The 25,728-nt window shown below is 64.1% G+C and carries 25 protein-coding genes; 11 read left to right on the top strand and 14 right to left on the bottom strand.

Translation table 11 applies throughout. The features are described 5' to 3' along the window. Positions 1-10: 10 nt before the first annotated feature. Positions 11-511: a flagellar basal body-associated protein FliL gene (gene fliL, locus AC1RR3_RS10735; RefSeq protein WP_492822189.1), complete on the bottom strand. Its 501-nt coding sequence runs from the start codon at positions 509-511 to the stop codon at positions 11-13. A gap of 384 nt (positions 512-895) precedes the next feature. Here fliL and flgF point away from each other — a divergent pair, with 384 nt between their 5' ends. Genes flgF through flgH form a run of 4 tightly spaced genes read left to right on the top strand, consistent with a single transcriptional unit; the run spans position 896 to position 4,383 of the window. Then, positions 896-1,657 carry a flagellar basal-body rod protein FlgF gene (gene flgF / locus AC1RR3_RS10730; protein ID WP_492822187.1) on the top strand — a complete coding sequence of 254 codons (762 nt, stop codon included), beginning with the start codon at positions 896-898 and terminating at the stop codon, positions 1,655-1,657. A gap of 16 nt (positions 1,658-1,673) precedes the next feature. Further along, on the top strand, positions 1,674-2,462 hold the full coding sequence (gene flgG / locus AC1RR3_RS10725) for a flagellar basal-body rod protein FlgG (RefSeq protein ID WP_492822185.1): 789 nt from the start codon (positions 1,674-1,676) through the stop codon (positions 2,460-2,462). 10 nt (positions 2,463-2,472) lie between these two features. After that, positions 2,473-3,612 (top strand): flagellar basal body P-ring formation chaperone FlgA, encoded by a 1,140-nt coding sequence (gene flgA / locus AC1RR3_RS10720; protein WP_492822183.1) that lies wholly within the window; start codon positions 2,473-2,475, stop codon positions 3,610-3,612. A 3-nt stretch (positions 3,613-3,615) separates the two neighbouring features. Beyond that, positions 3,616-4,383 (top strand): flagellar basal body L-ring protein FlgH, encoded by a 768-nt coding sequence (gene flgH, locus AC1RR3_RS10715; RefSeq protein ID WP_492822181.1) that lies wholly within the window; start codon positions 3,616-3,618, stop codon positions 4,381-4,383. 236 nt (positions 4,384-4,619) lie between these two features. Here the strand turns inward: flgH and AC1RR3_RS10710 are convergent, their stop codons facing one another. The 4 genes from AC1RR3_RS10710 to AC1RR3_RS10695 all read right to left on the bottom strand — a co-directional run bounded on the left by AC1RR3_RS10710 (position 4,620) and on the right by AC1RR3_RS10695 (position 8,025). Further along, positions 4,620-4,940, bottom strand: coding sequence for a helix-turn-helix domain-containing protein (locus AC1RR3_RS10710; RefSeq protein WP_492822179.1), 321 nt, complete (start codon positions 4,938-4,940; stop codon positions 4,620-4,622). Beyond that, positions 4,930-5,310 (bottom strand): type II toxin-antitoxin system RelE/ParE family toxin, encoded by a 381-nt coding sequence (locus AC1RR3_RS10705; RefSeq protein ID WP_492822177.1) that lies wholly within the window; start codon positions 5,308-5,310, stop codon positions 4,930-4,932. Before AC1RR3_RS10705 ends, AC1RR3_RS10710 begins: the two co-directional genes overlap by 11 nt. 822 nt (positions 5,311-6,132) lie before the next feature. Beyond that, on the bottom strand, positions 6,133-6,912 hold the full coding sequence (locus AC1RR3_RS10700) for a 2-keto-4-pentenoate hydratase (RefSeq protein ID WP_492822175.1): 780 nt from the start codon (positions 6,910-6,912) through the stop codon (positions 6,133-6,135). A gap of 84 nt (positions 6,913-6,996) precedes the next feature. Then, a complete protein-coding gene (locus AC1RR3_RS10695; protein WP_492822173.1) occupies positions 6,997-8,025 on the bottom strand; it encodes an SDR family oxidoreductase in 1,029 nt (342 codons plus the stop codon). A gap of 93 nt (positions 8,026-8,118) precedes the next feature. Here AC1RR3_RS10695 and AC1RR3_RS10690 point away from each other — a divergent pair, with 93 nt between their 5' ends. Beyond that, positions 8,119-8,517 carry a winged helix-turn-helix transcriptional regulator gene (locus tag AC1RR3_RS10690; RefSeq protein ID WP_492822171.1) on the top strand — a complete coding sequence of 133 codons (399 nt, stop codon included), beginning with the start codon at positions 8,119-8,121 and terminating at the stop codon, positions 8,515-8,517. Positions 8,518-8,799: 282 nt separating this feature from the next. Here the strand turns inward: AC1RR3_RS10690 and dksA are convergent, their stop codons facing one another. Continuing rightward, entirely contained in the window at positions 8,800-9,165 is a 366-nt protein-coding gene (gene dksA / locus AC1RR3_RS10685) for an RNA polymerase-binding protein DksA (protein WP_008554760.1), read from the bottom strand. Positions 9,166-9,378: 213 nt separating this feature from the next. Continuing rightward, entirely contained in the window at positions 9,379-9,990 is a 612-nt protein-coding gene (locus AC1RR3_RS10680; RefSeq protein WP_492822165.1) for an NAD(P)-dependent oxidoreductase, read from the bottom strand. Between the two features lie 163 nt (positions 9,991-10,153). Here AC1RR3_RS10680 and AC1RR3_RS10675 point away from each other — a divergent pair, with 163 nt between their 5' ends. Then, positions 10,154-10,525 carry a winged helix-turn-helix transcriptional regulator gene (locus AC1RR3_RS10675; RefSeq protein WP_492822163.1) on the top strand — a complete coding sequence of 124 codons (372 nt, stop codon included), beginning with the start codon at positions 10,154-10,156 and terminating at the stop codon, positions 10,523-10,525. A gap of 89 nt (positions 10,526-10,614) precedes the next feature. Here AC1RR3_RS10675 and AC1RR3_RS10670 read toward each other — a convergent pair whose 3' ends face one another. Beyond that, a complete protein-coding gene (locus tag AC1RR3_RS10670) occupies positions 10,615-11,028 on the bottom strand; it encodes a flagellar assembly protein FliX (RefSeq protein WP_492822161.1) in 414 nt (137 codons plus the stop codon). A gap of 270 nt (positions 11,029-11,298) precedes the next feature. Between AC1RR3_RS10670 and AC1RR3_RS10665 the strand changes: the two genes are divergently transcribed. The 4 genes from AC1RR3_RS10665 (at position 11,299) to AC1RR3_RS10650 (ending at position 13,819) form a co-directional block, all read left to right on the top strand. After that, on the top strand, positions 11,299-12,423 hold the full coding sequence (locus tag AC1RR3_RS10665; RefSeq protein WP_492822159.1) for a flagellar basal body P-ring protein FlgI: 1,125 nt from the start codon (positions 11,299-11,301) through the stop codon (positions 12,421-12,423). Further along, complete coding sequence (gene flgJ, locus AC1RR3_RS10660) at positions 12,423-12,791, top strand: flagellar assembly peptidoglycan hydrolase FlgJ (protein WP_492822157.1); 369 nt, start codon at positions 12,423-12,425, stop codon at positions 12,789-12,791. Before AC1RR3_RS10665 ends, flgJ begins: the two co-directional genes overlap by 1 nt. An 11-nt stretch (positions 12,792-12,802) precedes the next feature. Further along, complete coding sequence (locus AC1RR3_RS10655) at positions 12,803-13,300, top strand: hypothetical protein (protein WP_492822155.1); 498 nt, start codon at positions 12,803-12,805, stop codon at positions 13,298-13,300. Positions 13,301-13,459: 159 nt separating this feature from the next. Continuing rightward, positions 13,460-13,819, top strand: a complete 360-nt coding sequence (locus AC1RR3_RS10650) for a hypothetical protein (RefSeq protein WP_492822153.1) — start codon at positions 13,460-13,462, stop codon at positions 13,817-13,819. 3 nt (positions 13,820-13,822) lie between these two features. Here AC1RR3_RS10650 and AC1RR3_RS10645 read toward each other — a convergent pair whose 3' ends face one another. From AC1RR3_RS10645 to AC1RR3_RS10620, 6 genes are all read right to left on the bottom strand, one after another. Next, on the bottom strand, positions 13,823-14,191 hold the full coding sequence (locus tag AC1RR3_RS10645) for a hypothetical protein (protein ID WP_492822151.1): 369 nt from the start codon (positions 14,189-14,191) through the stop codon (positions 13,823-13,825). Positions 14,192-14,203: 12 nt separating this feature from the next. Continuing rightward, on the bottom strand, positions 14,204-14,572 hold the full coding sequence (gene flaF, locus AC1RR3_RS10640; RefSeq protein WP_492822149.1) for a flagellar biosynthesis regulator FlaF: 369 nt from the start codon (positions 14,570-14,572) through the stop codon (positions 14,204-14,206). A 287-nt stretch (positions 14,573-14,859) separates the two neighbouring features. Next, complete coding sequence (locus tag AC1RR3_RS10635) at positions 14,860-17,169, bottom strand: DUF1522 domain-containing protein (protein WP_492822147.1); 2,310 nt, start codon at positions 17,167-17,169, stop codon at positions 14,860-14,862. A 231-nt stretch (positions 17,170-17,400) separates the two neighbouring features. Next, positions 17,401-19,683: a DUF1522 domain-containing protein gene (locus AC1RR3_RS10630; RefSeq protein ID WP_492822145.1), complete on the bottom strand. Its 2,283-nt coding sequence runs from the start codon at positions 19,681-19,683 to the stop codon at positions 17,401-17,403. Between the two features lie 321 nt (positions 19,684-20,004). Then, positions 20,005-22,287, bottom strand: a complete 2,283-nt coding sequence (locus tag AC1RR3_RS10625) for a DUF1522 domain-containing protein (protein ID WP_492822143.1) — start codon at positions 22,285-22,287, stop codon at positions 20,005-20,007. A 358-nt stretch (positions 22,288-22,645) separates the two neighbouring features. Beyond that, complete coding sequence (locus tag AC1RR3_RS10620) at positions 22,646-24,928, bottom strand: DUF1522 domain-containing protein (protein ID WP_492822141.1); 2,283 nt, start codon at positions 24,926-24,928, stop codon at positions 22,646-22,648. A gap of 319 nt (positions 24,929-25,247) precedes the next feature. Here AC1RR3_RS10620 and flbT point away from each other — a divergent pair, with 319 nt between their 5' ends. Then, a complete protein-coding gene (gene flbT / locus AC1RR3_RS10615; RefSeq protein WP_492822139.1) occupies positions 25,248-25,685 on the top strand; it encodes a flagellar biosynthesis repressor FlbT in 438 nt (145 codons plus the stop codon). The last annotated feature ends 43 nt before the right edge of the window (positions 25,686-25,728 follow it).

The following is a 25,728-nucleotide window of genomic DNA, read 5'->3' as shown; positions in this document are numbered from 1 at the left end:
CGCAGCATCATCACTGGATCACGACTTCCTTGAACAGCACCGCGCTGACCTGGATCGGTGCGACCGCCGCGTTGACACGCTTGGTCAGCTCTTCCTTGAGGCGGAAGATGCCGGCGGAGCCGTTGAGGTCGGAGGAGCGCAGTTCGCGCACATAGGTCTGGAAGATGTCGGTGACGCGCGGCATCGTCGGCTTGATCGCCTCGATCTGCTTCTCTTCCTTCAGCTCCAGCACGATCTTCAGCTTCAGATATTGCACGCGCTCGCCCGGCGCACCGGCGAGGTTGACCATGATGTCGGGCACGTCGACGAAGGCCGGCGGCTTCGGCGGGGGGGCCGCCTCGGCATGATGCTCGTCGTCGCCGTGACGGAAGAAGAAGAACCAGGTTGCAGCGCCGCCGCCGAGAACGGCGAGCAGGCCGACCGCCATGATGATGAGCTTGAGCTTGTTCTTCGGGGGAGCGGCTTCTGCGCCCTCAGCGGCTGCGCCGCCTTCCGCTTCATTCTCTGCCATGGGTCGCCCGGCTCGCTCATCTCTTAAAGGAATCGAAAGAGCGAGCCCCCTGGCAGACAGTGACGCGATACAAATGCCCCAGCGCAATGCGCTCCTATTACTCGCAAACGCTACGGTAATAATGGTTAACGGTTTCTTTCGATTGGGCCTCCACTAGGAAAAATCTGCCGGGCAAACATGGCTAACAGAACCTTTCTGCCGCCTGCCCGCGCCCTCGAAAAATCATCAACACGTTGATATTAAATAATTTTTCGAGTTGGCACGGCTTTCGCTGAGAGAGGACCGAGACCGAACGGTTTGGGAGAACCTGACAGTCTCGTTCACGGGGTCCGCCTAGGCGCTTGGGAGAGCGAGGAGGCAGATCTCACTCAGGGGAGATTTCCGATGCAGAACGCGCTTCTGATCGGCCTGTCACGGCAGATGACGTTGGAACGGCAGATGGATGTCGTCGCCAACAACGTCGCCAATGCCAACACCAACGGCTTCAAGGCCGACCATTCGCTGTTCGAGGAGTTTCTCAACTCGAACGCGCGTGAGGACAATTTCATCGGTTCCGACCGCCGGGTCTCCTATGTGCAGGACCGCGGCACCTTCCGCGACGTCGGCCAGGGGCCGATGGAGGCGACCAACAACCCGCTCGACATGGCGATCGACGGCAACGCCTTCTTCGCGGTGCAGGCCAACGGCACCGAGCGCTACACCCGCGACGGCAAATTCTCGCTCAGCAGCACCGGCCAGCTCGTCACCTCCGACGGCAACCTCGTGCTCGGCACCGGCGGCCCGATCACCTTCCAGCCGACCGACCACGACATCAACATCGCCCCCGACGGCACCGTCACGGTGCTCGAGGGCACGGCCAAGACCGACTCGATCCGCGGCAAGATCCGCATGGCCTCGTTCGACGATCCGGCCAAGCTGACCAAGCTCGGCGCCAACCTCTATGCCGCCGGCTCCGCCACCGCCCAGGCCGACACCAAGTCCGTGGTGCGCCAGGGCTACATCGAGAAGTCGAACGTGAACTCGGTCGGCGAGATGAGCCGCATGGTCGAAGTCATGCGCAGCTACACCGCCATTGCCAACCTGCTCCAGCAGCAGAGCGACCTCCACAAATCGGCGATCGAAAAGCTCGCCGACGTTCCGGCCTGATTAGGGGATCACTGACATGCAAGCGCTCCACACCGCTGCGACCGGAATGGCGGCCCAGGAACTCAACGTCCAGGTCATCTCCAACAACATCGCCAACCTGCGCACCACCGGCTTCAAGAAGCAGACCGCGGCGTTCCAGGATCTGATCTACGAGCACGTGCGCCGCGTCGGCGCGCAGGCCTCGGACCAGGGCACCATCGTGCCCGTCGGCGTCGACATCGGCGGCGGCGTCAAGACCGTCGGCACACCGCGCAGCATGACGCAGGGCACGCTGTCGCAGACCGGCAACGATCTCGACCTCGCGGTCTCGGGCGAAGGCTTCTTCAAGATCCTGATGCCCGACGGCACCTTCCAGTACACCCGCGACGGCACCTTCCAGATGGACAATCAGGGCCGCGTCGTCACCGCGCAGGGCAACCCGGTACAGCCGACCATCACCATCCCGAACAACGCCTCCGGCCTGACCGTCAACGAGCAGGGCCAGGTCTCGGTGACGCTGCCGGGTTCGACGACCTCGACCGTCCAGGGACAGATCGGCCTGACGCGCTTCATCAACAAGGCCGGCCTCCAGCCCGTGGGCAGCAATCAGTTCACTGAGACGCCCTCCTCAGGTCCGCCGCAGGACGGCACCGCGAACTCCGAAGGCTACGGCAAGATCACGCAGGGCAGCCTGGAGCAGGCCAATGTCGACGTCGTCTCGGAGATGAGCGACCTGATCGCTGCCCAGCGCGCCTACGAGATGAACGCCAAGGTCATCAGCGCCGCCGACCAGATGATGCAATCGACCACGGCGCTGTTCCGCTGAGGTGATGACGATGATCCGAACCACTCTTGCCACGCTCTCCGTCCTGCTCGCACTGGCGCTGCCGGCGCAGGCCGCCGACGACGTCATCGCAGCGCCGACGCTGCGCGCGAACGTCACCGTGACCTCGGACGTGGTGCGGGTCGGCGACCTCATCGACAATGCCGGGTCGGCCGCGCTGATCCCGATCTACCGCTCGCCCGATCTCGGCACCACCGGCGCGCTGCCGGTCGCACAGGTCCTGTCGGTGTTGCGCGCAAAACAGGTGATCGGCGTGATGACCGGCGACATCAAGGAGGTCCAGGTTACCCGTCTCTCCCGCACCCTCGCCAACAAGGATCTCGAAAACGCGGTGGCGTCCGCGCTCGAGCGCCGCTTCGGCCTCGGCGAGGCCGCCAACATCACCGTCACTTTCGACCGCGGCGTCTCCGAGATGCGGCTGGATGCCTCCAACACCGGCGCACTCCAGCCGGTCGCAACCCGCTACGATGCGCGCAGCGGCCGGTTCGACATCGCCTTCGAGGTCAACAACGACAACAACCCGACGCCGACCAAGCTGCGCTTCACGGGCTCGGCGATCGAGACCGTGGAAGTGGCGGTGCTGACGCGCGACATCGACCGCGCCGATCTCCTGAAATCCTCCGACGTCACGCTGGAGCGCCGGCCGAGGGCCGAGGTCGCCGGCGAGGCCGCCTCGCGCGACCGCACCGTCGGCATGCAGCTGCGCCGGCCGATGCGGGCGGGCACGCCGATCCGCGTCGCCGACATCGTCAAGCCCGACTTCGTGCAGCGCGACCAGAACGTCACCATCATCTACCAGGTGCCGGGCCTCTACCTCACCACGCGCGGCAAGGCGATCGAGAGCGGCGCCGAGGGCGACACCGTCAGCGTTGTCAACCTGCAGACCAAGCGGACGCTGACCGGTACGGTCACCGGCCGCGGCCAGGTCACGATCCAGGGCGCGAGCCAGTCCGCGCCGATGGCGCCCGCGGTCGAGCAGACCTCCTCGCTCAAGCGCGACGAGGCGCCCGCACCCGTCGATACTGCAGCCCTCGTCCGGAGCCTGGTCCAGGCCCCCGCGTCGCCGGCTCAAGTCGCACAAGCCCAGATCCCGCAAGTCCGCGTCTCGCAAGCTCCAGCCAAGTCAGAGTAAGTCATGTCCTCGTTCAGTTCGGCTTCCCGTCTTCGTCGCATCGCGATCTCTGCCCTGCTGCTGGCAACTTGCGCGCTGGCAAGCGGTTGCTCTTCGATCGACCGCCTGTCGCAGATCGGCGAGCAGCCGAAATTGTCCGCGATCGACAATCCGACGACGCAGCCCGGCTACAAGCCGGTGCAGATGCCGATGCCGAAGCCGGAAGTCGCCTCCTACAATCCGAACTCGCTGTGGCGCAACGGCAGCCGCGCCTTCTTCAAGGATCAGCGCGCGACCCATGTCGGCGACCTCCTGACCGTGACCGTGAACATCACCGACAAGGCCAACATCGCCAACGAGACCCAGCGCAGCCGCACCAATTCGGAAGATTCGGGCATCACCGATTTCATCGGTGCCAAGACCCTCGGCGCGCAGGCGCAGAAGGTGCTGCCCGGCCGCATCCTCACCGCCGACTCCAGCGCCTCCAGCGACGGCAAGGGCTCGGTCAACCGCACGGAAGCGTTGCAGACCAACGTCGCCGCCGTCGTGACCCAGGTGCTGCCGAACGGCAACCTCGTGGTCGAGGGCAAGCAGGAGATCCGCGTCAATTACGAGATCCGCGAGCTCGTGGTCGCCGGCATCGTCCGCCCCGAAGACATCCAGAGCGACAACACCATCGACTCCACCAAGATCGCCCAGGCCCGCATCGCCTATGGCGGCCGCGGCCAGATCACGGACGTGCAACAGCCGCGCTACGGCCAGCAAGTCATGGACGTGCTGCTGCCCTTCTAACTTTCTCCCGAGCTCCCACATCGTGTTCGCGAACCTAGGCGCGAACGACGATGTACGACGCGGCCCTCGCTAGCTCCCCTGGCGAGGGCCGCATGTATTTTGGCGGTGGTGCGAGCACGGGCCGCGAGCTGCGGCTCAGGTCCTCGCAATCGTAACGACGCCGCCACACCAAGGTCCGTCATTGCGAGCGAAGCGAAGCAATCCAGAAATGCGCCCGCGGAAAGACTCTCGATCGTTCAGGCAACTGCTTCCCGCGACGACGCGCGCCGCGGCTTCTGGCGCACGACCAGATCGACCTTGTAGTCCAGCCGATCCAGGCACCGCACCAGACGTTCGATCGAGAACTTGCCGACCCGACCGGTAACAAGACTGGAAACGTCCGGCTGCTTCAAACCGAGCAAGGTTGCGGCCTTTGCCTGAGTGAGTTTCCGACGCTTGAGAATATCTCGAATTTTACGAACGAGCTTGGCCTTGAGCAGCTCTTCCTCGGGATTGGCAAAGCCGAGATCGGCAAACACATTGTCGCTGCCGATCGTGATGCTTTTGTCATCGCTCATCTGCGGTCCCCTTGCCGTAATTCTCATGGTAGTGAGCCTCCGCGAGCTTTAACCGCGTCCTGATGAGATCAATGTGATGCTTGGGCGTCTCGATCCCTCTCTTCGACTTCTTCTGAAAGGCATGCAGGACATAGATCACGCCTGCGAAGCGAACCGTATAAACCGCCCTGAAGGTATCGCCATCGAAGTCATCGACCACTTCAAGCACGCTCCGCCCGCCAAATCCTTTCAACGCCTTGACGCGCGGATGCTCCAAACCGTTCTGCGCATCGTCGATCGCAAATCCCATGACGCGGCGAACCTCGTCCGGGAATGCCCGCAGATCCGCCAGTGAGAAGCCAATCCAGATTGTCGGCTTACGACCGGGCATTCCCACTCCAGGAATATAGTAGTTTCGCTATTAAAACTCAATCTGCGTGAGCAATTTTCAATTTCAGAATTTTCGGATTTTAGAAATTCTTGTTGACACGCTCCGACCATCTCATTATGTTCCTGTTTCGTTCCAGTCCACAAGAGGGCGTCTCGCGACCGTCACGACACGAGGAATGGAATGCGGTGGCCGCGACGGCGTCGGCGCGCGAGGTTGGCTGCAGGGCGGGAAACCGTGAGCAGTCGCACGCGCGGCACGACACGGCGCTGACAGCGTCTTACGCTTGGTCTCGATGGCGAGCGCACGCCAGCCATCGAGGGGCCAGCGAGGATGTGCGCGGACGGAGAAGTCGTGTGGTCCTGACGCCCGGGGTCTGTGCGTCAAGTCTTGCGGTGATGTGAGTTGCCCGACCGGGCGCGCGCATCAGCCATCTGCAATGGCGACGGGGGCAATAGTGCATCGCTCCCCGGGGAGAGCACGAAGGACACCGTTCAAACCATCGCGCAGGGAAGGCCGGGCGACCGGTTCACCTGTTGTCCACCCCGTGCGCGTTCTCCAGCACACGCGGGACTTCGGGTGCCAGCCGGCGCCCGGCCTTCCCTGCGCCTTCTTGATCTTCAGGGGGCGGAACGATTGCAAAGCTCGGGCGGAAGATGCCGCGAGGATACGAAGGCGTGTCTGCAATTGCGATGTGGATTGAAGGACCAGATAGTGCCCCGAACTCCGTCATTGCGAGCGCAGCGAAGCAATCCAGACTGCCGCCGCAGTGACAGTCTGGATTGCTTCGTCGCAAGAGCTCCTCGCAATGACAGCGGCGAGAGCTCACGTAAACTCCGCCTCCACCACGCCAAGCCCGTCCAGCTCCATCCGGACCTTGTCGCCGGCCTTCAGCCACAGCGTCTTCACCAGGCTCCCCGTCAGCACGAGCTGTCCCGCATGCAAACCCTTGCCGTCGGCGGCGAGATGATTGGCGAGCCAGGCAAGTGCGTTGTGGGGATGGCCGAGCACGTCGGCGCCGGTGCCCTGGCTCACCTCCTCGCCGTTGACGATGGCGCGGCCCTTGACCGATTTCAGATCCGGCACCGACGAGCGCGGAACGGACGGCCCCAGCACACAGCCGGCGGCGAAGAAGTCGTCGGCGATCAGCGTCGGCGCGCCCATCGTCTCCCACTTCACGTAGCGGTCGTCGACGATCTCGATCGCGGGATGGTAGGACTCGACGGCCTCACCGACCCATTCGGCCGTGAACGGCGCCTCGCCAGCGGCAAGGTCACGCTTCAGCCGCACCGCGATCTCGCATTCGACGCCGACCCGGACATATTTGGAGGCGGCGAGCTTCACGCCGCTCTCATGCACGCCCTTCTGGAACACGCCGCCGCCGCAGGGGTGGGGGATGCCGATATACTCCTGCATCACCTGGCTGGTGCAGCCGATCTTGTAGCCGACGAGCGGGCCGACATGCGGCAGCAGCAGATCGTGCAGCGCGCGCTGCACCTGGTAACCCTCGGTCTCGTCGGCCGGAGGAACCTCGAGCGCGGCAAGCGGCGCATGGTTGCGCCGCGCCAGCGCGATCGCCTTGGCGGCTTCGAGAATTTTGTCCATCGGCGCCGCCTCCCACGCTACCCAATCGAGGGCGGCACTTCAGCACCCCCGCTCCGGCCTGACAAGCGCGGGCGGCCGGCGGCCTCATGCCTTGAGGAGGCCAAGCCGGATGAGGCTCTCGGCCGTTGCGAGTATCGCCTCGTCATTGGAACGCGGCTGCCAGCCCAGCAGCGATCGCGCCTTGGCACCGGTGGAATGCCTGACCTTGCCGAGCATCGGCACCACCGCGCGCAGCAGCGGAATCCGGTTGGCGGCGAGCCGCACCAGCCAGTCCGGGGCCTGCCATCGCGGAACCCGGCGCGCCCTCGGCCCGAGTTCCCGCCGCAGCACCCTGGCGATGTCGAGGATCGACAGCGCCTCGCCCGAGACAGCGATGAAGCGCTCGCCCTTGGCCTCCGGCGCGGTCATCGCCCGCAAGTGCAGGTCGGCGACGTCGCGCACGTCGACCACGCCGAAATAGACCCGCGGTACCGCCGGCATGGCGCCGTCGAGCAGCGATTTGACGATCTCGATCGAGCCGGAGAAGTCCGGCCCCAGCACGGGTCCGAAGACGCCGGCGGGATTGACCACCGACAGCTCCAGCCCGCTGCCCTCGCCCGCGACGAAATCCCAGGCCGCACGCTCGGCCAGCGTCTTGGATTTGATGTAGGCCTGCACATCGGCACCGCCGAGATTGGTCCAGTCGGTCTCGTCGAACGGCTTGTCACGCGGCTGGTGGCCATAGCCGATTGCCCCCAGCGACGAGGTGATCACGACGCGCCTGACGCCGGCCTCGCGTGCGGCACGGAGCACCCGGAGCGTGCCATCCCGGGCCGGGATGATCATCTCGTTCTCGTCCTTGGGAACACTGGTCGACAGCGGCGAGGCGACGTGGAGCACGTAGTCGCAACCCGTCACCGCCTCGCGCCAGCCCTCATCCGCCGTGAGGTCGGCGGTGAAGAAGGACAGGCTCTCCGGCGAAGCCGCCCCGCCCTCGCGCAGCATGGCCAGCACGTCGGCCTGCCGCTCCGGCCGGCGCACCGTCGTCCGCACCGTATGGCCAGCGGCCAGAAGTTGCAGGATGACGTGGATGCCGACGAAGCCCGACCCGCCGGTGACCAGAACAGTGCTCATTGCCAAATTCCCCTCGTTGCACGGGCCAGCGAATTGGTTTGGCCACCCTGCTCAAGGCGGCATCTGGTCACTATCTTCGGGAGAGCAAGTAGAATGGATTTCGAGACCGGTATGGAAAACCTGACCAGCCCTTGCGACGGCGAGTGCGATTGCAGCCCCGACCCTGCCCTGCTCGCCGACTTCAAGCGGGCCATCCATGCCCTCGGCGGCAAGTGGAAGCTGGAGATCCTGTTCGCTCTGATGAACGGCGCGGTTCGCTTCGGCGCGTTGCGGCGCTCGATCGGCGGCATCACCCAGCACATGCTGACCATGCAATTGCGCGAGCTCGAGCAGGACGGATTGGTCTCGCGCACCGTCATCGCGTCGAGGCCGTTGCAGGTCGAGTACGAGCTGACGGACGCGGCCTACGGCCTGTTGCCGGCGTTTAAGGAAATATTGAGCTGGTCCAGGCTTTATGGGGATGCACGCCTCATAGCGTCGCATGAAGCCTGATTGCAGCGATGCTTGATGCAGCTGGATCAGCCTCTCAGCATCCGAGCCGATCTCGTTGATGCGACTCGCAAAACCTCCCGCACCTGAAGTGAAGGTAGTTTCTCATCCGAACTCACGTGAGCTCGGAGGAAGTGACTCTAGCCCATTGATCGCGATTCACTTTTGGCGATTCCGCTCGCGCGTTGACGCGCGCGGCGGCCAGCGACAGGCAAAATGCTGATCACGGCGCGAAACCGCGCCTTGCGTCCAAAAACAAAGAGCCGCATCGCTGCGGCCCTGACTCTATTCGTCGCGGTAAACCTTCTCGCGTTTCTCGTGGCGCTCCTGCGCTTCCACCGAGAGCGTCGCGATGGGCCGGGCCTCGAGCCGCTTCAAAGAGATCGGCTCGCCGGTATCCTCGCAATAGCCGTAGGTGTTGTCCTCGATACGCTGGAGCGCGGCGTCGATCTTGGCGATCAACTTGCGCTGGCGGTCGCGGGCGCGGAGTTCGATGGCGCGGTCGGTTTCGGACGATGCCCGATCGGCGAGATCGGGGTGGTTCACGTTCTCCTCCTGCAAGGCTTGCAGGGTGAGCTTGGACTCTTTGAGGATCTCATCCTTCCAGGCGAGGAGCTTCAAACGGAAGTACTCCTTCTGCCGGTCGTTCATGAAAGGCTCTTTTTCGGTCGGTCGGTAGTTTTTCAACTTTTCCAAGGGCGGCCTATCTGTCTAAGCAACGACTCGCAACGGAAACGGGGTCCGTTAAGCCGGGCTTATATAGCGACGTCCTGTGACAGACAATATTTCCCTGAGCGCCCGGCTGGCGCCCCCAAGCCCTTGCACAGGAAGGTTTATCCTGCAGGGCCCGGGGACTCCGAAGGCCTAGTAGCCGACCGTGAAGCGCTGCCTCGGATGGGCCGGCCGCTCGATCTCGTCGGCAAGCGCGATGGCGTAGTCCGCAAAGGTGATCCAGCTCTTGCCGTTCGCATCTGCGAGAAGCTGGTCGGTCCCGAGCCGGAACTTGGCCGTGCGCTCACCCTCGACGAACAGCGCCGATGGCGAGATGAAGGTCCAGTTCAGCTCCTTTTCCTGCCGCAGCAGGTCAAGAAAGGCTCCGCCTGCCTCCGCCTCGGCCTTGTATTGGGCCGGAAAACCGGGGGTTGTGACCAGTTTGACCCCTGGCGCAACCTCAAGGCTGCCGGCTCCGCCGACGACGAGGTAACGCGCCACTCCGGACGCCTTGGCTGCGCCGATCAGCTTGAGCGCATCGCTGGCTAGGAAGTGCACGGAACTCACGGCGGCGTCGTGCCCGGCCCACAGCTTGGCAAGACCGGCCTGGTCGAGCACGTCGCCCTTGGTGGGCGTGACATTCGGCAGGGTCGCGATCTTCTCGGGGTTCCGGGCGATGGCCGTGACCGTATGGCCGCGGCGGGACAGTTCCTTGGTGATCTCCGACCCGGCCCGGCCCGAGGCACCGGCGACTGCGATTTTCATGGAAGGCTCCTTTGCTTCTGTGGTAACTATCGGTAACTAGATATCGCAAAGGGTGCTGGTGTTAAGAGAGCACTTTGTGCTTACCTGATTACGCAGGAGTAACCGACGCGCATCAGCGATGGCGCGCCAGCAAGCGAACCGAACGGATCGTGAGGACCCGACGATGAAGCCAGACGTCTATGCTGCGAACTGCCCCACCCGCCAGATCCTCGATCGCGTCGGCGACAAATGGGCGGTGCTGATCCTGTTGCTGCTGCGCGACGAGCCGATGCGCTTCAATCAGTTGCGCCGCACGATTGAAGGTATCTCGCAGAAGATGCTGAGCCAGGTTCTCAAATCGCTCGAACGCGACGGCCTGATCAAACGCCGCGCCATCGCAACCGTGCCTGTCACGGTGGAGTATTCGATCACGCAGCTCGGGCTGACACTCGCCGCCGCCGTCGATCCCCTGCGCGATTGGGCCGAGCAAAATCTGAAAGACGTCCTCGCCGCCCAGCGCCGCTATGACACGCAGAAGCAGGAGGAAGCGGCGTAGGGCCCTCTCTCAAACATACGCGGTGCGCTCACACCAAATCCCGCTGTCACGCCCCGGCTTCGCGGGTGATGACAGCTTGATATGCCTGACTACGCCTGTCCGGCCTTGGCCAGCTCGACCTCGACACGCAGCTCGATCTCCGAGAGCACGGAATCCAGGCCGGGATCGCCCGAGGACGATTTCAGGTTCGCGGCCGCATCACGCAGCCGCATCACGGTCGAGGCGTCGAGATTGCCGGACAAGAGGCCCATCTTGAGATCGTCGAGCACGTCGAGCGCCGTCTTGCCGCGGGCGACCGAGCGCTTGCGCCGCTCGACCGGATCCTCTTCGATGCCCTGGAGCGCGAGCAGGCCATCGATATTGGTGGCCGCCTTCGGTGCCGCAGCGCTCCGCGTCTCCTGCGCCGACGAGGTGTCGGGCAACACGAAGGTGCCGGAGCTCGTCCGCTTGGCCTGGCTGGCCGGCGTTCCAAGCGTGGTGCCGTTCGGTCCGTAGATGCGCATCGGAAGCAATCCGGGTGATCGATGCGCCACATTCGCTGTTTTATGGTTAACGGCGCGTAAACAGCCCGGCAAAATCTGCCGACAGGCGGCAGTTTCGCTCCCTAGAGACAACGCCCGCTGACGCCGGTCGAAACAGATTTATTCAACCTATTCAGCGACCTACCCCCAACGCCCCGGGTTGGCACAGCGCTCGCAAGGAAAGCGTCGGACCAGCTCGTCATGGGAGTGTCGCAGATGGTCCGAGATTTGAGAAGCCTCGGGGAGCAGAGGATGCCAGGCGTTCGTTGGGTGAGGATTGTTGGGGTGGCCTGCGCCGCGCTGTCAGCGCTGGTGCTCTCGGCCGCGTCCGCAAGCGCGACCTCGCGCATCAAGGACCTCGCCAATATCGAAGGCGTGCGGCAGAACCAGCTCATCGGCTACGGCCTCGTCGTCGGCCTCAACGGCACCGGCGACACCCTCAACAACATCCCCTTCACCAAGCAGTCGCTGCAAGCGATGCTCGAGCGCATGGGCGTCAACATCCGCGGCGCCACCATCCGCACCGGCAACGTCGCCGCCGTGATGGTGACAGGCAATCTGCCGGCCTTCGCCACCCAGGGCACGCGCATGGACGTCACCGTGTCCGCGCTCGGTGATGCCAAGAACCTCCAGGGCGGCACCCTGCTCGTCACCCCCCTGCTCGGCGCCGATGGCAACGTCTACGCGGTGGCGCAGGGCTCGCTCGCGATCTCCGGCTTCCAGGCCGAGGGTGAAGCGGCGAAAATCGTGCGCGGCGTGCCGACCGTCGGGCGCATCGCCAACGGCGCCATCATCGAGCGCGAGATCGAGTTCGCGCTCAATCGGCTGCCGAACGTGCGGCTGGCGCTACGCAATGCTGACTTCACCACCGCCAAACGGATCGCCGCCGCGATCAACGACTATCTCGGCGTCAAGAGCGCCGAGCCGATCGATCCCTCCACGGTGCAATTGTCGATCCCGCCGGAGTTCAAGGGCAACGTCGTCGCCTTCCTCACCGAGATCGAGCAGCTCCAGGTCGATCCTGACCTTGCCGCCAAGATCGTCATCGACGAACGCTCAGGCATCATCGTGATGGGCCGCGACGTTCGCGTCGCCACCGTCGCCGTCGCGCAAGGCAATCTCACCGTGACGATCTCGGAGAGCCCGCAGGTGAGCCAGCCCAACCCGCTGTCGCGTGGCCGCACCGTAGTCACGCCGCGCAGCAGCGTCAGCGTCACCGAGGACGGCAAGAAGCTGGCCCTCGTCAAGGACGGTGTCTCGCTTCAGCAGCTGGTCGACGGCCTCAATGGCCTCGGCATCGGCCCCCGCGACATGATCAGCATCCTCCAGGCGATCAAGGCCGCCGGTGCGATCGAAGCCGACATCGAGGTGATGTGATGCAGACCAACACCATCAACACCCCGCGCGCCGCCACTTCCTCGGCCTTCTCGGTCGAGAGCCGCAACGGCCGGCCCGACTTCGAGCTCGCCGCCGCGCTGCAAAAAGTCTCGCCGCAGCAGCAGTCCAAGGCGCAGAAGACCGCCACTGATTTCGAGGCGATGTTCCTCAACAGCATGTTCTCGCAGATGACGTCCGGCCTGAAGGGCGAAGGCCCGTTCGGCGATACGCCGGGCACCGGCGTGTGGCGCTCGATGCTGACCGAGCAATATTCCAAGAACTTCGCCAAGGCCGGCGGTGTCGGTGTCGCCACCGAGGTCTACCGCACCCTCATCATGCAGCAGGCGAAAACGCTCCGCACGGCATAAGGTCAAACGAGATGAACCAGTTCAACGCCTCACGTCAGCCGATGCAAGCGCAGCGCGCGAACGCGGTGCCCGGCAGCGCCGAGGCGCGCAAGCTCGCCGAAGACCTGATGGATGCGATGAACGCCCTGCTCGGACTGATCGAACGCGAAACCGAGCTGGTTCGCGCCGGCAAGGTCCGCGAGGCGATGACCCTCGAGAGCAAAAAGCAGGAGCTGTCGCGAAACTATGTCAGCGCCGTCAGCCAATTGAAGGCAAACCAGGCCCAGCTTACGAAGTCCGCCCCCGAGCTGCTCTCGACGCTGCACCGGCATCACGATGCGTTTCGCGCGATGCTCCAGGTCAATCTCACCGTGCTCGCAACGGCACACGCGGTCTCCGAGAGCGTCGTGCGCGGCGTCAACGCCGAGATCCAGAAGCGCAACGTGCCGAACACCTATACGGCCGCAGGCCGCCGCGCCACGCCGGGCCCGCGCCACATCACACCGCTCGCGGTCAGCCGCTCGCTCTGAGCGCACGCAAAAAACAGCTGCAATTTTACGAAAAACCGCGCGGCGAAATCGTCGCGCGGTTAGGCACGTTTCCTTACCAGGTCTTCAAACCTGGTGTTCCATGGTTGCGTATTGAGAGGGGTTGGGATTTGACTCACGTGAGGCAACCAGGAGGCTGCCATGAGTACAGATTTCAGCATCAGGCCGGTGGGGATACCGGCTCCTGCGCAGATTGTAACGACGTCGAATTCGGCGGCGAACGAGGCGGTGCAGACTGATTTGCCGGTGAGCCAGACGGTCGCCGCGAGCGATACCAGTGCGCCCGTGCGCAATGATCTCCAGAACAACGAGAACATCTCGCGTCAGGTCGTGTTCGACCAGGCGGCGGCGTCCTTCGTGTTTCAGATGGTCAACGACAGGACCGACGCCGTGGTCAATCAGTTCCCCGACGAAGCCATGCTGCGCCGGCGAGCCTATTTCCATGCAGAGGATCTGAAGTCCCAGCCCTCGCGTCCGCTCAATACGGACCTCAGCGCCTGACGATCAGGTAGCGAGCGTGGCGACGGCGGTGTCGAGATAGGTCGAGCCGGTCGCGTTGTCGGTGACGACGTTCTTGACCTGCGCCTTGCCGATATCGGTCAGCGTGAACTTGGTATTCCCGAAACGGAACGAGCCGTCCTTGATCAGCACCTGCTGGTAGTTTGAGGTACCAGCGCTCTGATAGTGGATCTGCGCGCGAAAGCCGTTGACCTGCGAGACGCTGAGCGAGAACTTCTTGCCGTCGGGATAGGTGCCGGTCCAGCTGCCCTGATAGAGCGAGGAATCGACCGGGACGTATTTCGACGAGCCCGACGTGCTCGACAGAACGTTGGACTTGTACGCGGTCGACAGGATGCTCAGGAGGTCGGCCATGACAGGCCTCTGTTACGGGCGGCCGGACAAACCAGCAGCAATATTCCGGTTGATCTCGATCAGCGGACGGAAGTGATCGAACTGCGGGCTCATCTGCAGCGCCGCGGTCTGGCTCAGCACGAACACGCTGATATTGGCAATCTTCTGCCGGACGTCGAGCGGCTGCGGATTGGTGTCGCGCATGGCTTCGCTGAGGAAGATCGTCCAGAGCTTGCGATTGAACATCAGCGCCTGGGTGGTCTGCTCGCTGAACGGGTCGGCGTTGTTGACAGCGTCCTGAAGCTTGTTGGCAGCCTTGAGCAAGGTCTGCGCCTCGACGTCACGAGGAGAAGCGGTGGTCGTTGCAACACGCGCGTAGGCCGAGGCAGCGGAATTCGACATCAATCACACCTTGGAGGTTACCTAGCTCGTTGAACGCGCTTAAGGATTTCTTTCCCAACCCTAGGCAGCACCGCTTAAGATTTGCTTACATGTGTGCTTGGAAGCACTCCGGATTATTACGGGTCCCGGAGCTCTTCATCGCGAAGCTAGATGCACACATGCACGCTGTAAACACGCCTCGCATGATGCGCATCAATCTCGGCTAATCCTGCCTTAGCGATCTCCATAAAAACGGCGGAGCATGAGCCCCGCCGCGATGTTCCGATCCAGTATCTTGCGCTGCGAAATTAGCGGAGCAGCTGGAGCACGCTCTGCTGCGACTGGTTGGCGAGCGACAGCGCGGAGACCGCGATCGACTGGCGGGTCGACAGCGCCTGGCTGTTGGCCGCTTCCTCGTTGGTATCGGCGAGCGTCAGGTTGGACGAGCCGGTCTGCAGCACGTTGATCAGGTTCTTGGAGAAGTCCTGACGCACCTGCACGATCGAGAGGTTCGAGCCGAGCGCGGAGCCTTCCGAGCGCAGCGTGCTCGAGGCCGCATTCAGGCTGGTCAGCACCTTGTTGGTGGCGCCGTTGTCGATGAAGTCAACACCGTTGACGAGATTGCTGAGGCCAAGGCCCGCCGCGTTGAACACCACGCCGTTGATGCTCAGCGTCGAGCTGCCGGTCTCGTTGAAGACGAGCTTCAGCGTGTCGCCATTGAGCAGGTTGACGCCGTTGAACGAGGAGTCCTGCGAGGTCGTGTCGATCTGCGCCAGGATGTTGTTGAACTGGTTGACCAGGTTGGAGCGCGCGGTCTGCGCGACCGGATCCTGGACCGGCGGCTGGGCAGTCGAGAAGGTCAGTGCGCTGGTGATGGTGCCGCCGATCGCGCCGCCCGCGGAAGCCGAACCGAGCGTCGAGGAAGCGTATTCGTTGACGGTGGTGATCGTGAGCAGGCCGTTGGCGTCGATCGTCGCCGTCAGGTGGTTCGCCTGAAGCTGGTTGTTGAGCTGGTCGAGCGTCTTGACCGTGCCGTTGGTGCCGTCGCCGAAGGTGACGTTGACGGGCGTGCCGCCGTTGAAGGCGGTGAAGGTCAGGGTCTTGCCGTTGATGCCGCCGACGCCGGAAGTGCGTGCCGCGGTGAACGCCGAAGCGGTGCCGGTGTTGCCGGCAAGCCCGAGCGCAGACAGCGCGTTGCCGGTGCTGGTGATGGCGAGATCGGCATTGATGCCGGTCGAAATCTTCAACGCGCCGCTGGCCGCGATGGTGGAGTTGACCTGGCCGGTCGCCGTGGTGAGCGAAGCGGTGCCGTTGACCGTGTTGATCGTCGCGGTCTGCACGCCGGTCGCAAGATCGATCGCGTTCAGCAGGTCGGACGTCGTGGCGGTCTGGAGATAGACGGTCGAGTTGCCGTTGCCGTCGGTGACGATGTTGCCGGTCACGCCCGACCCGGTCGCCGCGGCCGTGGGCTTCGGTCCGTCCTTGAAGGTGATGACATGTCCGTCGATGTTCAGCGTCGAGCCGGTCTGGAGCAGACCCGAGAGGGTGCCTGCGCCCGCGGTGCGGGCAGCCGTCAAGGTCGTGTTGCCTCCGCCCGTCGCGCTGGTCAGGCCGAGCGCATGCAGCAGGTCGGCCGTGCCGGTGACGTTGAGGTCGCCGCCGGTCGAGCTCTCGAGCGAGATCGCACCACCGGTGATGCTGGACGCAGCCTGACCGGTATTGTTGGCGTTCAAGGTGGCCACGCCGCCGCTGATCGTTGCACTGCGCGTGCCGCTGGCGAGGTCGACGGCCTTGAGAACGTCGCCGACGGTCGCAGCCGAATTGGTGGCGCTGGAGCCGAGATAGACGACGGAGTTGCCGCTGCCGTCCGTCGCGACGCTTTGCGTGCCGGAGCTGTCCAGGCCATAGCCGGACGGCAAGGTATTGGGCGAGCCCACGATGTTCGGCGCGGCGCCGGCCTTGAAGGTGATGGTGTGGCCGTTCACGGTGAAGCTCGCGCCATCGACGAACTGGGTGGTGGCACCGGTGCTCAGGCCGCCATTGGGAGCCGACAAGCCGTCGCCGTAGAGCTTCGTGGTCGCGGTGATGTTGACGCCGGTGGCCTGGTTGTCGAGGACCGGAACCCCCGCCAGCACCCCAGCGACGCCGCCAAGCGAGGTAGAGCCCGTTGCGGCCGTCGTGCCGCCGGGCGCGCCCGTGTAGAGCACGTTGCTGCTGGCAATCGCGCTGGCAAAGCTCGTGGTGCCGCGCAGATCGGCCGGCGATGCGCCCGGAATCGTGGTCGAGACGTTCGATTTCGTCGAGTAGCCGACGGTGGTCTGGAGCGCCTGGTTGGCGATCGACTTGGCGCTGTCGATCAGCTTCTGCAACGAGGTGATGCCGGTGTTGGCGGCTTGCAGCACCTGCACGCCGTTGTTGATGCCGTCCAGAAGATTGCTGATGTCGCTTGCCCGGTTGTCCAACCCCTGTGCCGTGAAGAAGTTGGTGGGATTGTCCAGCGCGGTGTTGACCTTCTTGCCGGTCGCGAGGCGCTGCTGCGTCGTGGCCAGCAGGTCGGCCGTCGACTGCAGCGACAACAGGTTCTGGCGAACGGACGCCGAGAGAACGATGTTGGACATTGGCAGGTCTTCCTCTTGAACCGGATACGAATCGGCCGCGCGGGTCTGGAAGCGGGCTTTTGTCCAGTTCTAGGGGTTGTCCTTTAAAGTATGGTTAACGCCGGTTTAAGGGATAGGGTTAATGCCGGGTTAGCGCCCCCTCCCCCGGTTTCGCACGGGTTTTGTGCCAACAAAAAAGCGGCGGAGCCGAAGCTCCGCCGCCGCACTTTCCTGAGTAATTTCAGTCGCTTATTAGCGGAGCAGCTGCAGCACGCTCTGCTGCGAGGTGTTGGCCAGCGACAGCGCGGAGACGGCGATCGACTGACGGGTCGACAGCGCCTGGCTGTTGGCGGCTTCGACGTTGGTGTCGGCCAGCGTCAGGTTGGACGAACCGGTCTGCAGCACATTGATCAGGTTCTTGTTGAAGTCCTGACGGATCTGCACGACCGAGAGGTTCGAACCGAGCGCCGAGGCTTCCGAACGCAGCGTGCTGGACGCCGAGTTCAAATTGGTCAGCACCTTGTTGGTGGCGGCGTTGTCGATGAAGTCGACGCCGACGACCAGCGAAGCGAGGCCCAGGCCGCGAGAGTTGTAGGTGACGCCCGTGATGTTCAGGTTCGACTTGCCGGTCTCGTCGAACACCAGCTTGAGCTGATCGCCGTTGAGCAGGTTCACACCGTTGAACGAGGAGTCGACCGAGGTGGTGTCGATCTGGTTCAGGATGTTGTTGTACTGCGAGACCAGATTGGCACGGGACGACTGGGCGACGACGTCCTGCACCGGGGTCGAAGCGGTGGTGAAGGTCAGCGACGCGGTCAGCGTGCCGCCGATCGCACCACCCGCAACCGTCGAACCAAGCGTCGAGGACGCATAGTCGTTCGAGGCGGAGATGGTGAGCAGGCCGTTGGCGTCGATCGTCGCGGACAGGTTGTTGGCCTGGAGCTGCGCGTTGAGCTGATCGAGCGTCTTGACCGTGCCGTTGGTGCCGTCGCCGAAGGTGACGTTGACCGCCGTGCCAGCGTTGAAGGAGGTGAAGGTCAAGGTCTTGCCGTTGATGCCGCCGGTGCCGGAGCTGCGCGCCGCGGTGAAGGCCGAGGCGGTGCCGGTGTTGCCACCGAGGCCGAACACGGAGAGCGCGTTGCCGGTGCCGGTGATCGCGAGGTCGGCATTGACGCCGGTCGCGATCTTGAGCTGGCCGGAGCTGTTGATCGACGAGGCGGTCTGGCCGGTGGCAGTCGTCACCGTCGCAACGCCGCTCGCATTGGTCGCAGTCTGCACGCCGCTGGCAATGTCGATCGCCTTCAGCAAGTCAGCCGTGGTGCCGGAGCCGAGATAGACCGTCGAGTTGCCGTTGCCGTCGGTGACGATGTTGCCGACGACGCCGGAGCCGGTCGGAACGTTCGCCGCCGCAGGCGCCACGCCGTCCTTGAAGGTGATGACATGGCCATCGACGTTCAGCGACGAGCCGGTCTGGAGGATCGTCGAGAGCGTGCCGGAGCCGGCCGTGCGGGCCGCCGTCGCGGTCGCGTCAGCGCCACCGGTTGCAGCCGTCAAGCCGAGTGCGTGCAGCAGATCGGCAGCGCCGGTGATATCGAGATCGGCGCCGGTCGTGGACTGCACGAGCAGCGAGCCGCCCGCACTGACCGACGACGGCGTCTGGCCGGCGGTGGTCGTCACCGTCGCAGTACCGCCCGAGTTGGCAGCCGTCTTCACGCCGCTGGCGAGGTCGACCGCCTTCAGCACGTCGCCAATCGTCGCCGCCGAGTTGGCGCCGGCCGCACCGAGATAGATGGTGGAGTTGCCGGAACCGTCGGTGATGAGGTTGCCGCTGACGCCCGAACCCGTCGGAACGGTGGCGGCACCGACAGCACCCGCCTTGAAGGTGATGGTGTGGCCGGCAACCGTGAAGCTCGCGCCATCGACGAACTGCGTGGTGGTGCTGTCGGTCAGGCCGGCGGTAGCAGGCGCCAGACCGTCGCCATAGAGCTTGGTGGTCGCGGAGATCGCAGCCGGAGTGGCCTGGTTGTCGTTGACCACGGCACCGGTCAGCACGCCCGAGACGCCGCCGAGTTTGGTGGTGGACGTGGCGGGAGTCGTGCCGCCGGTAGCGCCGGTGTAGAGCACGTTGCTGAACGCCGAAGCGCTCGAATAGCTCGTGGTGCCGCGCAGATCCGAAGCCGTGGCGCCGGCGATCGTGGTCGAGACGGCCGACTTCGAGGAATAGCCGACGGTGGTCTGGAGCGCCTGGTTGGCGATCGACTTGGCGCTGTCGATCAACTTCTGCAGCGAGGTCAGGCCGGTGTTGGCAGCCTGCAGCACCTGCACGCCGTTGGCGATGCTGTCGAGCAAATTGTTGATGTCGCTGGCGCGGTTGTCGAGCGACTGGGCCGTGAAGAAGTTGGTGGGATTGTCCAGGGCCGAATTGACGCTCTTGCCGGTCGACAGACGATTCTGTGTGGTGGCGAGGAGATCAGCGGTGGACTGGAGCGACAGCAGGTTCTGGCGAACCGACGCAGAGAGAACAATACCGGACATAACTCTTACCCTTCTGGTTTACGCGTCTTCGTTCGATCGCTTCTGGATCGAGTGACGGGGACAGCGTGCCGCGACATGGCTAACAAAGGGTGAAACGAGGCTCGCTCGGATAAGCGCCGGTTCACCATAAGCCGGCGGTGAACCTTGGCAGGACCTGAAATTCGACTGAATTTATTGGCGATTTTCCGTGCTTACGCTCCATTAACCATAACCGCGGGTTACTTTCTGGAGCTTCATCAGGACCCCGCGAGCGCTTATGCAAAAAGAAAGCGGCGGGGCCGAAGCCCCGCCGCCCTATCCTGCTTGCGATGTGTCCGCGACTTAGCGGAGCAGCTGCAGCACGCTCTGCTGCGACTGGTTGGCCAGCGACAGCGCGGAGACCGCGATCGACTGACGGGTCGACAGCGCCTGGCTGTTGGCGGCTTCGACGTTGGTGTCGGCCAGGGTCAGGTTGGACGAACCGGTCTGCAGCACGTTGATCAGGTTCTTGTTGAAGTCCTGACGCACCTGCACCACCGAGAGGTTCGAGCCGAGGGTCGACGCTTCCGAGCGCAGCGTGCTCGAGGCATCGTTCAGCTTCGACAACACCTTGTTGGTCGCGGCGTTATCGATGAAGTCGGTCCCGCTGGTCAGCGAGGCCAGGCCCAGACCCTTCGAGTTGTACGTCACACCCGTGATGTTCAGGTTCGACTTGCCGGTCTCGTCGAACACCAGCTTGAGCTGGTCGCCGTTGAGCAGGTTCACGCCGTTGAAGGACGCGTCCAGTGCCGTCGTGTCGATCTGGTTCAGGATGTTGTTGTACTGCGAGACAAGGTTGGCACGGCTGGTCTGCGCGACCGAGTCCTGGACGGGCGTGGACGCCGTCGAGAAGCTGAGCGCGGAGGTCAGCGTACCGCCGATCGCACCACCCGCGGCCGCCGAACCAAGCGTCGAGGACGCGTAGTCGTTGGTCGAGGAGATCGTCAGCAGGCCGTTGGCGTCAATCGTCGCCGTCAGGTTGTTGGCCTGGAGCTTGGTGTTGAGCTGATCGAGCGTCTTGACCGTGCCGTTGGTGCCGTCGCCGAGGGTGACGTCAACCGCGGTGCCGCCGTTGAAGGAGGTGAAGGTCAAGGTCTTGCCGTTGATGCCGCCGGTGCCGGAGCTGCGTGCCGCGGTGAAGGCGGACGACGTGCCGGTGTTGCCGGCGAGGCCGAACACGGAGAGAGCGTTGCCGGTGCCGGTGATCGCGAGGTCGGCATTGACGCCGGTCGAGATCTTCAGCTGGCCGGAGGCGCTGATCGACGAGTTGGTCTGGCCGGTGGCGGTCGTCACCGTCGCGGTGCCGCTCGCGTTGGTCGCGGTCTGCACGCCGGTGGCAAGATCGATCGCCTTCAGCAGGTCAGCCGAGGTGGCCGAACCGAGATAGACGGTCGAGTTGCCGCTGCCGTCGGTGACGAGGTTGCCGCTGACGCCCGAGCCGGCCGTGACGTTGGCCGCAGCCGGAGGCACGCCATCCTTGAAGCTGATGACATGGCCGTTGACGTTCAGCGTCGAACCGGTCTGGAGAACGGACGAGAGCGTGCCCGTGCCGGCCGTGCGGGTCGCCGTCGAGGTGACGGTGGCACCACCGGTCGCATTGCTCAGGCCGAGCGCATGCAGCAGGTCAGCCGCACCCGTGACGTTCAGGTCGGCACCCGTCGTGGACTGCACGAGCAGCGAGCCGGTCGCGCTGACCGACGACGGCGTCTGGCCGGAGGTGGTCGTCACCGTCGCAGTACCGCCCGAGTTGGCCGCGGTCTTCACGCCGCTGGCAAGGTCGACCGCCTTCAGCACGTCGCCAACCGTCGCCGCCGAGTTGGCGCCGGCCGCACCGAGATAGATGGTGGAGTTGCCGGAACCGTCGGTGATGAGGTTGCCGCTGACGCCCGAACCGGTCGGAACGGTGGCGGAACCGACAGCACCCGCCTTGAAGGTGATGGTGTGGCCGCCGACGGTGAAGCTCGCGCCATCCACGAACTGCGTGGAGGTGCTGTCGCTGATACCAGCGGTACCAGCCGCCAGACCGTCGCCATAGAGCTTGGTGGTCGCGGAGATCGCGGCCGGAGTCGCCTGGTTGTCGTTGACGACGGCACCGGTCAGCACACCCGAGATGCCACCGAGCTTGGTGGTGGACGAAGCAGCCGTCGTACCGCCGGCATCGCCGGTGTAGAGCACGCCGCTCAGCGCAGAAGCGCTGGAGTAGTTGGTCGTGCCGCGCAGGTCCGACGCGGTCGCGCCGGTGATCGTGGTCGAGACGTTCGACTTGGTCGAATAACCGACCGTCGTCTGCAGCGCCTGGTTGGCAATCGACTTCGCGGAGTCGATCAGCTTCTGCAGCGAGGTGATGCCGGTGTTGGCAGCCTGCAGCACCTGCACGCCGTTGGCGATGCCATCGAGCAGGTTGTTGATGTCGCTGGCGCGGTTGTCGAGCGACTGCGCCGTGAAGAAGTTGGTCGGATTGTCCAGGGCCGAGTTGACGCTCTTGCCGGTCGACAGACGGTTCTGGGTGGTGGCGAGAAGATCAGCAGTGGACTGGAGAGAGAGCAGGTTCTGACGAACCGACGAGGAGAGAACGATACCGGACATAAGCTGTTACCCTTCTGGTACGCAACGCAACAAACTTCGATTAGGATTAATCGATGGCCGGGACGGTGAACGTTTGGGGCTAACAAAGCATGAAGCGTGTCGCGCCAGACCTTGCGCGGATTCACCATGAGGGCTTTCGAAGCCGGATCACGCTCTCGTGTATCGCCATGATTGAATGATGTTTTTTCAGGCAGCGAAGGCGCGTTTGCGACTTGTCAACCATAACTCAGAGTGAGCAATTGGCTGCATTCGGAGGCATCGCCTCCTCACTGCAGGACATCTTCCAGTACCCGCGCAAAAGAAAAGCGGCGGAGCCGAAGCTCCGCCGCCCTACTCTTCTGATCGATGTCGTCCGCTGTTAGCGGAGCAGCTGCAGCACGCTCTGCTGCGACTGGTTGGCCAGCGACAGCGCGGAGACCGCGATCGACTGACGGGTCGACAGCGCCTGGCTGTTGGCGGCTTCGACGTTGGTGTCGGCCAGGGTCAGGTTGGACGAACCGGTCTGCAGCACGTTGATCAGGCTCTTGTTGAAGTCCTGACGCACCTGCACCACCGAGAGGTTCGAGCCGAGGGTCGACGCTTCCGAGCGCAGCGTGCTCGAGGCATCGTTCAGCTTGGACAGCACCTTGTTGGTCGCAGCGTTGTCGATGAAGTCGACGCCGCTGGTCAACGAGGCCAGGCCCAGACCCTTGGAGTTGTAGGTGACACCCGTGATGCTCAGGTTCGACTTGCCGGTCTCGTCGAACACCAGCTTGAGCTGGTCGCCGTTCAACAGGTTGACACCGTTGAACGAAGAGTCCTGCGAGGTCGTGTCGATCTGGTTCAGGATGTTGTTGTACTGCGACACCAGGGCCGCACGGCTCGCCTGCGCGACCGAGTCCACGACCGGCGCGGACGCCGTCGAGAAGCTGAGCGCGGAGGTCAGCGTGCCGCCGATCGCACCACCCGCGGCCGCCGAACCAAGCGTCGAGGACGCGTAGTCGTTGGTGGCCGAGATGGTGAGCAGGCCGTTCGCGTCGATCGTGGCAGACAGGTTGTTGGCCTGCAGCTGCGTGTTGAGCTGATCGAGCGTCTTGACCGTGCCGTTGGTGCCGTCGCCGAGGGTGACGTCAACCGCGGTGCCGCCGTTGAAGGAGGTGAAGGTCAAGGTCTTGCCGTTGATGCCACCGGCGCCGGAGCTGCGTGCCGCGGTGAAGGCGGAGGCAGTGCCGGTGTTGCCGGCGAGGCCGAACACGGAGAGAGCGTTGCCGGTGCCGGTGATCGCGAGGTCGGCATTGACGCCGGTCGAGATCTTCAGCTGGCCGGAGGCGCTGATCGACGAGTTGGTCTGGCCGGTGGCGGTCGTCACCGTCGCGGTGCCGCTCGCGTTGGTCGCGGTCTGCACGCCGGTGGCAAGATCGATCGCCTTCAGCAGGTCAGCCGAGGTGGCCGAACCGAGATAGACGGTCGAGTTGCCGCTGCCGTCGGTGACGAGGTTGCCGCTAACGCCCGAGCCGGTCGGAACGTTCGCCGCCGCAGGCGCAACGCCATCCTTGAAGTTGATGACATGGCCGTTGACGTTCAGCGTCGAACCCGTCTGGAGGACGGACGAGAGCGTGCCCGTGCCGGCCGTGCGAGCTGCCGTCGAGGTGACGGTGGCACCACCGGTCGCATTGCTCAGGCCGAGCGCATGCAGCAGGTCAGCCGCACCGGTCACGTTCAGATCGGCACCCGTCGTGGACTGCACGAGCAGCGAGCCGGTCGCGCTGACCGACGACGGCGTCTGGCCGGCGGTGGTCGTCACCGTCGCAGTACCGCCCGAGTTGGCCGCGGTCTTCACGCCGCTGGCAAGGTCGACCGCCTTCAGCACGTCGCCAACCGTCGCCGCCGAGTTGGCGCCGGCCGCACCGAGATAGATGGTGGAGTTGCCGGAACCGTCGGTGATGAGGTTGCCGCTGACGCCCGAACCGGTCGGAACGGTGGCGGAACCGACAGCACCCGCCTTGAAGGTGATGGTGTGGCCGCCGACGGTGAAGCTCGCGCCGTCCACGAACTGCGTGGAGGTGCTGTCGCTGATACCAGCGGTACCAGCCGCCAGACCGTCGCCATAGAGCTTGGTGGTCGCGGAGATCGCAGCCGGAGTGGCCTGGTTGTCGTTGACGACGGCACCGGTCAGCACGCCCGAGATGCCACCGAGCTTGGTGGTGGACGAGGCAGCCGTCGTACCGCCGGCATCGCCGGTGTAGAGCACGCCGCTCAGCGCGGAAGCGCTGGAGTAGTTGGTCGTGCCGCGCAGGTCCGACGCGGTCGCGCCAGCGATCGTGGTCGAGACGTTCGACTTGGTCGAATAACCGACCGTCGTCTGCAGCGCCTGGTTGGCAATCGACTTCGCGGAGTCGATCAGCTTCTGCAGCGAGGTGATGCCGGTGTTGGCAGCCTGCAGCACCTGCACGCCGTTGGCGATGCCATCGAGCAGGTTGTTGATGTCGCTGGCGCGGTTGTCGAGCGACTGCGCCGTGAAGAAGTTGGTCGGATTGTCCAGAGCCGAGTTGACGCTCTTGCCGGTCGACAGACGGTTCTGCGTGGTGGCGAGGAGGTCAGCGGTGGACTGGAGGGAGAGCAGGTTCTGACGAACCGAGGAGGAGAGAACGATACCGGACATTGGGTGTTACCTTTCTGGTAAACGACGCTTACTGTTACGCGTCTGCTTGGATCGAGAGTGATCCAGCGACCGGCGGACCGTGGCGCCGAGAATCTAACGAAGCATGAAATGAAAACGGGGCTTTTGCTGAGTCGCGGGATGATTCGGAAGGCAAACGCCTTCTGCCGCTGCGCTGCCGCACAATTTCGCTATTGAAATGATTGGGATTTTTCGCCCGAAGCCCCGGGATTTACAACTCGTTAACTAGTCTTGAGGGAGTATTGCGCCCTGATCCGCCGCAACACACGCTCGGTTACGAAAGCGTTGATGGAGAACAGGCATGGCCCTCAAGGTCGAGCTGAGACCGCACGAACGCATCATCGTCGGTAACTGCGTGATAACCAACACCGACCAGCGCGCCCGCCTTCTGATCGACGGCGAGAACGTGCCGATCCTGCGCGAGCGCGACATCCTGACGCCCGAGACCGCCGATACGCCCGCCAAGCTCGTCTATCTGGCGGTGCAGCTGATGTACATCTCGCCGGATCCGCAGAGCCAGCACGGCACCTACTTCAACCTGGTGCGCGACATCATCACCGCCGTGCCGAGCGCCTGGCCGATCATCGAAAGCATCAACAACAACATCATGAGCGGCGATCTCTACCGGGCGCTGAAGGACGCCCGCAAGCTGATCGCCTATGAAGACAAGCTGCGTGAGCAGTTCGAGGCGACCCATCCCAAGGATGAGGTCAAGGACGACGTCAGCTCGGCCGCCTGAGCGCTTTCCAACACCTGAAACGAAAACGCCCCGGACCAGGTCC

This window comes from Bradyrhizobium sp. GW821-FHT13H05, assembly GCF_058804065.1.
This window is presented reverse-complemented; position numbering and strand designations above follow the sequence as displayed.